The following is a 12475-nucleotide window of genomic DNA, read 5'->3' on the forward strand; positions in this document are numbered from 1 at the left end:
CTTGGGCAAGCAAGAGAAAGTAACCCGGCCTTCCCACGGGGACTAGCTTCGCGTCGCCGGCAGGAGGGCGGAAGCCCGCGGCAGGCGGGCACAGTCACGATAACGCGACAATCAGGAACCGAGGCCCTGGATCCCGGCCTACGCCGGGACGACGAGCCATGAAGACTGGCGCGAAAGGCGGTCGCGCACTGGGTGCGCTCCTACAGGGGGCGGGAGTGCGCCCGGTTTTGTCAGGCGGTGCGGCGGTGGTTGCGTCCGAGCCACCACGCCATGACCGCACCGGCGATCAGCCAGCCGATCACCTGCTCGATCAGCGCCGCGAGCGTGAAATTGGTGGGGAAGCGGTACCAGTTCCAGTACGGCACCAGCGTGCTGAGCCAGGCGAACACCGCCGCCGCCAGCGCGATGCTGACGCGGGTGGCGAAGCTGAAAGCAGCCAGCCCCATGACGAACGCGAGCGCCAGGGCCGACAGCGTGTCCGAGGCCCATTGGCGCGGCAGCTGGGCGCTCATGTCGGAGAGGTCATCGCCTTGCGGCAGGTACACCATGAAGGCGTACGGCGAGCCCTTGGACTTGGCCGAATAGGCGTCCATCGTGGCCTTGTCGTGCATCTTGGCCGGGTCGATGGAAGGCAGGAGGTAGACGCCGGCCTGGTTGCCCAGCCCCGGTTGCAGGGCGGCGAGCACGGTGTCTTCGCTGACCGGCTGGCGCATACCCACATTGCCCAGGCCCAGCGCCATGTGTGCGATGGCGCCCCACAGGAACATCACGATACCGCCCATCAGAGCTGCTACGAGTACCCGCATGACGGTGCTCCCCGCGTGAGTGTTGGCTTGGTGAATCTAGGCCCGCCGAGACGGCGGCCGCAAGTCCGCGCCGGTGGTCAGGCCTGGCGGGCCGCCCCGATGGGCAGCGAGGCGACGCGCTGCATCTCCGCCTCGTTCCACAGGGAAGGATCGCGCAGGCAGGCCAGTGCGAACGCGTGCGCGTCGTCGCCCCAGAACAGTCGGCCGTCGAGCGACAGCGTCGGCACGCCGAATACGCCCTCCCTCACGGCGGCGTCGAAGTTCTCGCGCAGCTGGGCTTTGACGGCGGGGTCGGCAATGGCCTTGCCGGGCTCATCGATGCCCAGCGCAGCCGCCACGGGCGCCAACGCCTCAATGCTGTCCCCTGCCCGGCCATGACCCCAGATCCAGCTGAAGATGGCTTCGGTGGCGGCCACCGTGGTGCCTGCCGCGATACACAGGCGCAACGCGGCCAACGGGTTGAACGGGTGCGAGGGCGGGAAGTGCAGCGGCACGCCGGCCTGGCGCGCGCGCCACAGCGTGTAGCGATAGGTGAACTCGCGCTTGGCCGGAATTTCGGCGGGGCCCTTCTGGCCGCACAGATCGAGAATGCCCGCGAACAGGATGGGGCGAAGCGTGACGGGTTGTTCGGTGGCCAGCGCCTTGATCTTGGGCCACTGCAGCCAGGCGAATGGCGAAACGAAGTCGTAGTACCAGACGATCGACATGGCGAATCCTCGATAACGACGGGATTTACTTCTTGCGTGCCTGCTGGCGGGCCTCGCGCAGGCTCAGCAGTTTCTCGCGCAGCTTCAGCTCCAGGCCGCGTTCGACCGGTTCGTAGAACGTCATGCCTTCGAGCGCATCGGGCAGGCATTGCTGGTCGAGCGCGATGCCGCCTTCGGCGTCGTGGTCGTACTGGTAGCCCTTGCCGTAGCCCAGGCCCTTCATCAGCTTGGTGGGCGCGTTGCGCAGGTGCATGGGCACTTCCAGCGTGCCGGTTTCGCGCACCACGGCGCGCGCCTGGTTGTAGGCCATGTAGGCGGCGTTGCTCTTGGGCGCGATGGCGAGCCAGATCGCCAGCTGCGCGAGGCCCAACTCGCCTTCGGGGCTGCCGAGGCGTTCGTAGGTGTCCCACGCGTCCAGCGCCATGCGCCACGCGCGCGGCTCGGCGAGGCCGACGTCTTCCACCGCCATGCGCGTCATGCGGCGCGCGAGGTACAGCGGGTCGACGCCGCCGTCGAGCATGCGCGTCAGCCAGTACACGGCCGCATCGGGGTCCGATGAGCGCACCGATTTGTGCAGCGCCGAGATCTGGTCGTAGAACTGCTCGCCGCCCTTGTCGAAGCGACGCGTGCGATCGGCCAGCACCTGGGTCAGCGTGGCCTCGTCGATGCGATGGTCTTCGGCGAGTTCCGAGGCGATCTCCAGCAGGGTCAGGCCGCGGCGCACGTCGCCATCGGCCGCCTGGGCGATCAGGCGCAGCGAGTCGTCGGACACGTCGAGCTGCAACGTGCCGAGGCCGCGCTCGTTGTCTTCCAGCGCACGCCGCAGCGCCACCACGACGTCGTCGGGCGTCACCGCTTCGAGCACGTGCACGCGGCAGCGCGAGAGCAAGGCGGAGTTGAGTTCGAACGAGGGGTTTTCGGTGGTGGCGCCGACGAAGATGATCACGCCGCGCTCGATGTGCGGCAGGAAGGCATCCTGCTGGGCCTTGTTGAAGCGATGCACCTCGTCCACGAACAGCACGGTACGCCGGCCCTGCGCGAAGTTGGCCTCGGCTTCGGCCAGCGCCTTGCGTACCTCGGGCAGGCCGGAAAGCACGGCGGAGATCGCGCGGAAATCGGCGTCGGCATAACGCGCTACCAGCAAGGCCAGCGTGGTCTTGCCGCAACCCGGCGGCCCCCACAGGATCATGGAGTGGACGCGGCCCGCTTCCAGCGCGCGGCGCAACGCCTTGCCGGGCGCCAGCACGCGCTGCTGGCCCACGATTTCATCGAGCGTGCGCGGCCGCATGCGTTCGGCCAGGGGCTTGAGATCGTCGGGCTCGGCAAACAGGCCCGGCGCGTCGTACATATCGCTGCGTGACATGCCCCGCATGATAGGGCATCGGCGCCGCACGGACGCCGAATGGCGCCCGCGCTCGCCCGGCGCGCCCGCTCAGGAGCCCGCTTCGTCCCGCCTGGCCTGGCGCAGCAGGCTCAGGGCCATGCCCGCGACGGCGAGCGCACCCACCACCAGCACGCCCCACAGCAGCGGACGCATCCAGTCGTAGGGAACCTTGGGCGCACTCAGCGCCGCGACGCCCACTTCATCAACACGCGCGCCGATCGCCGCGACCGGTGGCGTCCACTCGTCGCCGTACCTGGCGCGCAGGCGATCCCAGGCTTCGGTCACCGGGTATTCGCCGCGGCGTGACGCGTAGCTGCCGGCCAGCAAGCGGTACGGGCCGCCGCCTTCGGCCATGAAGAAATACTGCGGCGGCAACCAGCCGATGCTCACCACCGGCGCGGCGGCCAGCGGCGTTTCGCTGTGCAGGCGCAGGCGCTGCACGTTGCGCGGCGCGAACTGGCTCCGTGCATCGCCGTCCTTGCCGGCGGTGCGCACGAGGTCCAGCGTGGCCAGATCGAACCACGACGAGGCGCCCTCTCCTTGCGGCAACTGCAGGTGCACGCGGGCGGCGGTGTTCGCGGCCGGCAACTGGACCTTCACCGCTTCCAGCGGCAGCGACGCCGGCAATGTGTAGTCGTAGTCGTTGCCGTTGCTGCCCGTGTTCGTGGCCTGCAGCCATTGCAGCCGGGAGGTGCGATCGGCGACCGCGTCGGTGTAGCCGCCGACCAGCTGGACGGACGGCACATGGTCGTCGCTCCAGTCCACGTCGCCGTCGATCAGGCGGATGCGGTAGTAGCGGCCCGCCGTGGAACCGCTCAATGGAAGCGACAACTGTTCGACCTGGTCGCTCTCGCCATGCACGCGCGTCGCGGCCACGTCGCCGGACAGCGGCACCCACTGGCGCAGGTCGTTGCTGACGTCGACCGCCAGGTGCACCTGGAAATCCTGCTGCAGGGTAGCGGGATCGAGCGCGAGATGATCGAGTTCGACGGGGCGCCCCGCATCGACCAGCCACTGCCGCGGATGCTGCGGCGAGGGGTTGTCCGGCGGCTGGCTGATCACGATGCCGCCGCTGGTGCTGCGCTCGATCTGCACGCCTTCGTGCATGGCGGCATTGACGGGCACCGGGAGCAGCCGCGCATCGAGCGAGAAATCGTGCCGCGTCGGCGGCGATGCCGGCAGTTCGCCGAACGGCACCGGCCGGTTCAGCGCATTCACTACCACGAGATCGCGCAGGCCGGCGGCGGGATTCACCGCCGCATAGACGTCCGGATTCAGCACGATGCGGTACGCCTCCGCCGTGTCCCTGGCATCGAGCGGAAACGCGTAGGCGTAATCGTTGTCCGTGCCGGCGCGGGCCACGGCAAGCGGCAGGCACAGGGTCAACGCGACCCAACGAACATCAAGGCGCATGCCTGGTCTCCTCCATAGACGAACGGCGCGGCGGTGCCGGCGCCAGGTAGCCGATCACGCTGCACAGCAGGCCGAAGGCGATGAACGAGCCGATGCCGAACAGGTTTCCGAGATGGCGGCGGTCGACCACGATCAACTTGACCAGCACCACGCCGAGAATCACGGCACCGGCCAGCCATGCAAGACGCTGCGCATGCCGCGAGCCCCACACCCAGGCGAACAGGCCGAGCACGCTCCACACCACGGTGAGCGACATCTGCGCGAGGCTCGAACTGGCCAGCGCGTCGTCCCAGGGCACGCCGGCGAGCTGATGCACGGCGCGCAGCGTGAAGTCGGTGGCCAGCACCAGCACGATGCCGCCGAGCACGGGGCCGCGCCACGCCTTCCACATCGACGGCAACGCGGGGTCGGTCAGCCAGACCGCATAACTGCCCGCAATCAGCAGCACCAGCAGTTCCACCGGATTGAGCAGCGAGACGAAGCGCAGCGGAGCGGCATCACCGCCCTGGAACAACGCCACCAAGCCCACCAGGCCGAGCGCGACCAGCAGCGAATAACGCAGAGGCGGCAGCCACAGCGGCATGCGTTCGGGCAGCGGCGGCGCCAGCAGGCGCGGACGCCACTGCGCACACGCGAAGGCGAGCAGCAGCGGCGCCACGCTCAGCAGCATCACCCAGTGGTCGGACAGCCAGCGCGTGCGATCCAGCGCAACGTCGATGGCAACGGCAGCGACCAGGATCCAGCGCCACAGCCATGCCAGCTGCGCCAGCGCCGCGGGCAAGCCGAAGTCGCGCAGGCAAACCAGGCTACGCCAGCCGAGCACAGCGGCGGCAACGATGGCGAGCAGGTTCCAGCGGTGCAAGGGCTGCTGCGAGACAAAGGCCGCGCCAAGCAACAGCGGCAACATCACCGCCATCCAGGCGAACGGGCTCCAGGACAGCACGACGCCCAGCTCGTGCGGCGGCTTGCGTCGCGCCGCCTCGGCGGCACCCCATGCCGTCAGCGCCAGCCAGCCCAGCCATGCCGCGAATTGCCAGGCGGCCGGCACGAAGCGGCTGATCTCTTGCGCGCATGCGGCCAGCCACCACAGCACGCCCCACGCATAGAGCAGCACAGCCAACAGGCGAGACGCCGTGCCATCGCCGCCCAGCCGCGCGTAAACGCGGCTGCTGACGAAGCCTGCCGCCACCAGCAGCAAAGCGCTGATGAATGCGCGATTGAGCAGCGGCAACCACTCGCCGGTGCCATGGTGGTAGCGATCCAGCAGCAATGCGCCGGCCGCAAACACCTGCAAGGCAAGACCGCTCCAGCACGCCAGGCGGCGCTGCTGGCGCAGACCCAGCCAGACCAGGCCCGCGCCTTCCAGCGCGAAGATGCTGCCGGTGACGTCCGCCCGCAGCGCCAGGGGCACCGCGAGCGTGGCAAACGCCACGGCAAGCACGGCCCAGGTGTCGCGCAACAGGCGCATGGCGGGATGTCGCCGCACCACGTATGCGAACACCACGTAGAGGAGCGCGGCAACCAGCGTGGAGAGGGCCAGCCCCGTGCCGTCCCAGCGCAATAGCGCGCCCTGCAGCAACAGGCTGATCAGCGGATTGCCGAACATCAGGCAACCGTCGATGACCAGCTTGCGATCCAGCGGGGCGCGCAGCACGTGCAGCCAGGGGATGACGAGGTAAAACAGGAAATTGAGCACCAGGAACGGCTCGGTACTGGCGAACAACGCCGGCTCGTAGCGCAGCACGCCCCATGCGGAACCGATGGCGAAGGTGGCGATGAAACCCAGCAGGTTCAGCACGCGCCACGAGCGTTTCCAGGCGATGCCGAGAATGGCGAGGTTAAGCACCGCGTAGTAGCTGAAGAGCGCGACGTGGCTGCCCTGCCCGGTCGACACCAGGATGGGCGCGGCAAAGCCTGCAAGCAGGCCGAGCACCGCGAGGGCCAGCGCGTCCTGCATCACCGCGAGCACGCCGATGCCGGCGACCAGCACGATCAGCAAGGCAAAGGCGGGCCCGGCCGGCAGCAGTCCGTAAAGACGAAACGCGGCGAACACCGTCATGATCAGCACGCCGATCGCACCGCCCTGTAGGGACAGGGCGAACGCGCGCTGCTGGTGGCGACGGTGCCAGCCAAACGCCAGGCCGGCGATGGCCGCGAGGGCGATCAGCGACACGCGCAGCGCCGGCGGCGTATGCAGCAGGCCCGCATCCGACGCGTATTTGAGCAAGGCCGCCACGCCCGCAAACAACACGAGCATGCCGATCTTCACCGGCACGTTGCCTTCGGTGAACCAGCGCCACACGCGCTGCAGCAGGCGATCCAGGCCGGACGGCTGACTTGGCGCCACCGGCGCGGATGGCGGTGGCGTGGCGACCGGAGGCGCCACTGCCGCCGGTCGCTCGACGCGCGAGGCCGTTGACGGCACCGCCGGCGGGATGGCCGGCGGCTCGGCTTCGCGCATCGCGTCGCGCGCTTCAGTCGCCGTCATCCACGAGCGTTCGTCGGCATCCGCCGCGCGCGTGCGCGTAGCGGTCGACAAGGACGCCAGCCGAACGCGGACGTCCTTCAGCTCACGCGACAGTTCGGCTTGCCTGCCCCAGAGCAGGCCGATCGCCGCGCCGAACACGAAGCCGTACACGCTGCCTGTCGCAACCAGGCCGCCCAGCACCGCGCCAATCACCATCCATAGAAACATCATGACCTGTCCGTCCCCCGCCCCTCTGGGCTGTCATGGCGCCAGTGTGCCATGGCCGGTGGGGCTAGGCCGGGAGGTCGGTCATTCCCCCAGGTCGGGCAGAGCCGGCAAGCCGGACGCAGGAGACGGGGCGTCATCGCCGTCGTGGCGATGCCAGATCGCATGGGCGTCCACCTGCACGCGCGTCACCGCCTCCAAGGCATCGACGGCGGCCTGGCGCTCGGCCAGCATCGCCTCCTGCTCGGTACGCCGCGCGGCCAGCAGCTCGGCGATGCCGGCTTCGCCGAGCGCATAGGCGCGGGCGGCCTTGGCGGCACTCGCGCTCGCCGCCTGCAAGGCCTCGCGCTGGCTCTGCCAGATCGCGTGACCGGCACGCGCGGAGGCCACAACCGTGCGGGCGCCCTGCTCGATGTCGCGCCGCACGACCGCCAGATCCGCCTCGGCAGCCAATGCATCGGCTCCGGCCCTGGCGGCTTCCGCCTGGCGATAGCTGCCGCCCAGCGGAATACCCAGCACAACGCCATAGGCGCGTTCGCGCCCGCCCAGGTCGCTGAGCATGCGGACGCCCACGGTGGGGTCGGGCACGCGATCGGCGCGGGCGCGCCGTGCTTCGGCATCCTTCTGGCGCGCAAGCGCTTCGCTCGCACCCACCTCGTGGCTGCGCGCCACGATGAGCTTCACCCACGCCTCGTCGTCGCCGCTGAGCGCGGGCGGCGCATAGCCATTGCCCGCCTCGCGCTCGGGCAGCGGCAAGGAGGGGAACACGCTGCGCCAGGCCACCTCGGCCTGGGCTTGCGTCGACTGGGCGCGCAACAACGCCGCCTGCGACTGCGCCAGCGCGGATTCGGTGGCGAGGCGCTCGCGTTCGGCGGCGTCGCCCAGGGTGACGCGCCGAGCCACGGCATCACGATCGCGCCTGGCGATATCCACCAGTTGCTGCAACTGCTCGCGCTCCAGCCGCGCCCGTTGCCAATCCGACCATGCGGCTAGCAGCCGCCTGGCGGAGGCGTGATGCGCGTCTTCCAGCGAAAGCTGGGCGGCCTGCAGCCCGGTGGCGCCGATTTCCCGGTCGAGCCTTGCCTTGCCCGGCAGGCGAATCGGCCGGCTCACGTCCAGCTCCCACTCGTTGTAGTTGCGATCGCCTTCGACGCGGCGACGCTGCGGAATCACCGTCACCTGGCCTTCGTAGCTGCCCGATGCGCGCATGCGCGCCTGCGCGTCGGCGGTCGCCACGCCGGCTTCGGCGCGACGCACTTCCGGCGTGTTGCTGATGGCGCGCAACACCAGGTCCGCCGGCGGCAGCATCGGATCATCGGCCTCGCCCGCGTTCGCCGCCGCGCAGCCGGCAAGCAGCAACCATCCCAACCATCGCTTCATGCCAGACGCCCCATTGTTTCCACCGGCTCGATCCACCACACCACTTCGCTCTGCGGCAGCGCCTCGCACAACCGCGACAGCACCCGATCCACCGTTTCCGCGGGCAGCACCAGCCACAGCAGCACGCGCTCGATGCGGCCCTGCACGCGCTCCGCGATCCGCGCGCGTTCGAAGCCTTCGCCATGACCGGCGACATGCGCCGTGGTGAACCCGGGCAAGCCCGGCTGCATCTCGAGCAGCAGCGCCACGAGGTCTTCCTCCAGCGCGCGCGGCGCCACCAGGGTCAATCGTTTCAATGCGTGCATGGCTTACCTCGTGGCGCAAAAGCGGCGGAACAACACCGGCAGCAGCAACAATGTCAGCGCCGTGGACGTCACCAGGCCACCGATCACCACCACCGCGAGCGGGCGCTGCACTTCCGAGCCGGGGCCGCTGGCGAACAGCAAGGGCACCAGGCCGAGCGCCGTGATGGACGCCGTCATCAGCACCGGGCGCAGGCGTCGCAAGGCGCCTTCGCGCACCACCTGCGCCAGCGGCAGGCCGGCTTCGCGCAATTGGTTGAAGAACGACACCAGCACCAGGCCGTTGAGCACGGCGATGCCGAGCAAGGCGATGAACCCTACCGAGGCCGGCACCGACAGGTATTGACCCGACAGCCACAAGGCGACCACGCCGCCGACCAGCGCGAACGGAATGTTGCAGAGGATCAGCAACGCTTCGCGCACGGCGCCGAAGGTGAAGAACAGCACCAGGAAGATCATGCCCAGCGCGGCCGGCACCACCAGCCCCAGGCGCGCCGCGGCGCGCTGCTGGTTTTCGAACTGGCCGCCCCAGCTGACCCGGTAACCCGACGGCAGATGCACGTCGCGATCCACCGAGGCACGCGCCTCGTCAACGAAACCGACCAGGTCGCGCCCGCTGACATTGGCCTGCACCAGCGCATAGCGCGAGGCATTTTCGCGGCGCACCTGCACCGGGCCGCTGGTGGCCTCGAGTTTGGCGAGATGTTCCAGCGGCACCTCGCCGCCGTCGCCGCGGGCGATGCTGATCTGGCCAAAGCGTGCCGGCGCGTTGGCGGTCCGCTCGTCGCCGCGCACCAGGATCGGCGTGCGGCGTTGCTGCTCGATCACGACACCGGCCTGGCTTCCTTCGAGCTGGGCGCGCAGTTCGTCCTGCACGGCGGCAACGTCCAGCCCGTAGCGCCCTGCGGCCTGGCGATCGACCTGCACGCCGAGGTAGCGCACGCCCTCCTGCGTCTGCGCGAGCACGTCCTGGCTGCCGGTCGTGCGTTCCAGGATGGCGGCGATGCGGTTGGCCAGTTCGTTGAGCACCTGCAGGTCGGGCCCGAACACCTTGATCGCCACATCACCGCGGCTGCCGGTGAGCATTTCCGACACGCGCATCTGGATGGGCTGGGTGAAGCCGTATTCCACCTCGGGGAAAGCCGCCATCACTTCGCGCAACTGCTGTTCCAGCCATGCGGTGTCGGGGCCGCGCCATGCCTTTCGCGGCTTCAGCTGCAGGAACATGTCCGTTTCGTTGAGACCCATCGGATCGAGGCCGAGCTCGTCCGACCCGAGGCGGGCGACCACGTGCTCCACTTCCGGCAGCCTGGCCTTGATGGCGCGCTCGATCTTCAGGTCCAGGTCGCGCGAGGCCTCCAGCGAGACCGACGCCGGTTTCACCAGCTGCACCAGCAGGTCGCCCTCATCCATGGTGGGCATGAAGGTCTTGCCGGTATTCATGTAGGCGACAGCGCCCACGCCCAGGCCGACGGCGGCCATGACGGCCATGGCACGGCCATGGGCGAGCGACCAGTCGAGCAGCGGGCGGTAGCCGCGTTCGAGCTGGCGCATCAGCCAGGGATCGCGATGCGCGCCCTCGCGCAGGATCAGCGAGCACAGCACCGGGATCACCGTGAGCGACAGCAGCAAGGACGACGCCAGTGCGAACACGATGGTCAAGGCCACCGGCGCGAACAGCTTGCCCTCCAGGCCCTGCAGGCTCATCAGCGGGGCGAACACCAGCGCGATGATCACGATGCCCGCCGTCACCGGCACCGCCACTTCGCGCGCGGCCCGGTAGACGCGATGCAGGCGCGGCAGCGGCGCGGTTTCCCCGTGCTCCGAGGGAGACAGCCGGCTGACCGTGTTTTCCACCACCACCACCGCCGCATCGACCAGCATGCCGATGGCGATGGCGAGGCCGCCAAGACTCATCAGGTTGGCGCTCATGCCGACGAAGTGCATCAGCAGGAAGGTGCCGAGCACCGCCAATGGCAGCGTCACCGACACCACCAGCGCCGCACGCACATCGCCCAGGAACAGCAACAGCAGGATCACCACCAGCACGCTGGCCTCGACCAGTGCGCTCTGCACCGTGCCGACCGCGCGCTTGATCAGGCCGCTGCGGTCGTAGAACGTCTCGATGCGCACGCCGGCCGGAAGACTGCGTTGCAACTCCGACAGGCGCTCGCGCACCGCGGCCACGGTCTGCGACGCGTCGGCGCCGCGCAAGCCGACGACCAGGCCCTCGACCGCCTCGCCTTCGCCATCGCGGGTGACGGCGCCGTAGCGGGTCAGCGCACCGTAACCGACCTTGGCGACGTCGCCGACGCGGATCGGCACGTCGCCCCGCGTGGTCACCACCACCCGGCGCAGGTCGTCCAGCGTGGCGATGGCGCCCGCCGTGCGTACGATCAGCGCATCGCCGCCGTCACGCAGACGCCCCGCGCCATCGTTGCGGTTGTTGCGACCGATGGCATCGACGACGTCACGGAAATGCAGGCCGGCCGCCGACAATCGCGCGCGGTCGGGCGTCACGAGAAAACTGCGGACCTCGCCGCCGAGCGCATTGAGATCCGCCACGCCGGGAATCGTGCGTAGCGCGGGGCGGATGGTCCAGTCGAGCAGGTTGCGCCGCTCGGCCAGCGACAGATGACCGCCCTCGATGGTGAACATGAACATGTCCGACAGCGGCGTGGACATCGGCGCCAGCCCACCACTCACGTCGGCGGGCAATTGATCCGCGGCGCCCGCGTAGCGCTCGGCCACCTGCTGGCGCGCCCAGTAGATGTCCGTGCCTTCCTGGAAGTCGAGCGTGATGTCGGCGATGGCGTACTTGGCGGTCGAACGCAGCATCACCGCGCTGGGCACGCCCAGCAGCTCCATTTCCAGCGGCACCACGACGCGGCTTTCCACCTCTTCGGGTGTCATGCCGGGCGCCTTGAGGATCAGCTTGACCTGCGTGGGCGCGATGTTCGGGTACGCATCGATCGGCAGGCGCAGGAACGCCCAGGCGCCGGCGGCCACCAGGCCCAACGCCACGACCAGGACGAGCAGGCGTTGCGCCAGCGAGAAGGCAATGAGTCGCTGCAGCATCTCACTGCCCTTCCGTGGCGGTGCGCGCCTGCAGCGTGTCGAGCATGCCCGTGGCGACTTCATCGCCGTGCTTCAGCTGGCCGCGCACGATGCGCCGCGAGTCGCCGTCGCGGGCAAGCACCTTTACGTTCTCGGCGCGGAACCCTGCCGCCGTGCGCACGAAAACCTGCGAGGCATCGCCTTCCCCGTGCAACGCGCCGACGGGCACCGAGACGGCATCGGGTGGCGCGGGCAGCCACAGCGTGGCGCTGGTCTGCATGCCTGGCAGCAGCGAGCCGGCCGCGCCTTCCGCTCGCACCAGCACGGTCTGGCTGAGCGCATCGAGCGCGCCGCCGGTTTCGCTGACCTGGGCCGTGGCGCCCTCGCTGGTGCGCACGTCCTGGCCACGGCGCACCTGGGGCGCCAGTGAAGCGGGCACCCGCAGCTCCAGCATCACGCGCTGGCCCGCGACCACCACGAACGCCTTGGCCATGGCGTCGTAGGTGCCGCCCGGCTGCACGGCACGCTCGATCACGCGGCCGTCGATCGGCGCGCGCAGTTCGTAGACGCCCATGCCCGATCCCTGCGCCGCCGGCGCCCAGGCGCGAGCCGCCTGCAGTTCGCGCACGCGCGCGCCCGCCGCGTCGCGCGCGGCCACGCTGGCCTGCAGCCGGGCCTCTGGCACGATGCCTTCCTTCAACAACTGCTCGTCGCGGGCTGCCTGCGCGGCGGCG

General features: G+C 69.6%; 9 protein-coding genes. All 9 read right to left on the reverse strand.

The window, feature by feature from the left end:
* Positions 1–230: 230 nt before the first annotated feature.
* The gene (locus JMF82_RS20355) at positions 231–806 is read right to left on the reverse strand and encodes a hypothetical protein (RefSeq protein WP_201316353.1); all 576 of its coding nucleotides are present in this window, start codon (positions 804–806) and stop codon (positions 231–233) included.
* 77 nt (positions 807–883) lie between these two features.
* Positions 884–1513, reverse strand: coding sequence for a 2-hydroxychromene-2-carboxylate isomerase (locus JMF82_RS20360; RefSeq protein WP_201316354.1), 630 nt, complete (start codon positions 1511–1513; stop codon positions 884–886).
* Positions 1514–1538: 25 nt separating this feature from the next.
* The gene (locus tag JMF82_RS20365) at positions 1539–2876 is read right to left on the reverse strand and encodes a replication-associated recombination protein A (RefSeq protein WP_236585601.1); all 1338 of its coding nucleotides are present in this window, start codon (positions 2874–2876) and stop codon (positions 1539–1541) included.
* A 69-nt stretch (positions 2877–2945) separates the two neighbouring features.
* A complete protein-coding gene (locus JMF82_RS20370; RefSeq protein ID WP_201316355.1) occupies positions 2946–4310 on the reverse strand; it encodes a DUF3999 family protein in 1365 nt (454 codons plus the stop codon).
* Positions 4300–7008, reverse strand: coding sequence for a DUF2339 domain-containing protein (locus tag JMF82_RS20375; protein ID WP_201316356.1), 2709 nt, complete (start codon positions 7006–7008; stop codon positions 4300–4302). Before JMF82_RS20375 ends, JMF82_RS20370 begins: the two co-directional genes overlap by 11 nt.
* Before the next feature lie 78 nt (positions 7009–7086).
* Positions 7087–8382 carry a TolC family protein gene (locus JMF82_RS20380; RefSeq protein WP_201316357.1) on the reverse strand — a complete coding sequence of 432 codons (1296 nt, stop codon included), beginning with the start codon at positions 8380–8382 and terminating at the stop codon, positions 7087–7089.
* The gene (locus tag JMF82_RS20385) at positions 8379–8687 is read right to left on the reverse strand and encodes a DUF3240 family protein (RefSeq protein ID WP_201316358.1); all 309 of its coding nucleotides are present in this window, start codon (positions 8685–8687) and stop codon (positions 8379–8381) included. The genes JMF82_RS20380 and JMF82_RS20385 overlap by 4 nt, the downstream gene beginning before the upstream one ends.
* Positions 8688–8690: 3 nt before the next feature.
* Positions 8691–11762: a CusA/CzcA family heavy metal efflux RND transporter gene (locus tag JMF82_RS20390; protein ID WP_201316359.1), complete on the reverse strand. Its 3072-nt coding sequence runs from the start codon at positions 11760–11762 to the stop codon at positions 8691–8693.
* A gap of 1 nt (position 11763) precedes the next feature.
* Positions 11764–12475 (reverse strand): HlyD family efflux transporter periplasmic adaptor subunit (locus JMF82_RS20395; RefSeq protein ID WP_201316360.1); only part of this gene is annotated, 712 nt, incomplete at its 5' end.

This window comes from Dyella sp. EPa41, from assembly GCF_016586165.1.
In the GTDB taxonomy this organism is placed as follows: Bacteria; Pseudomonadota; Gammaproteobacteria; order Xanthomonadales; family Rhodanobacteraceae; genus Dyella.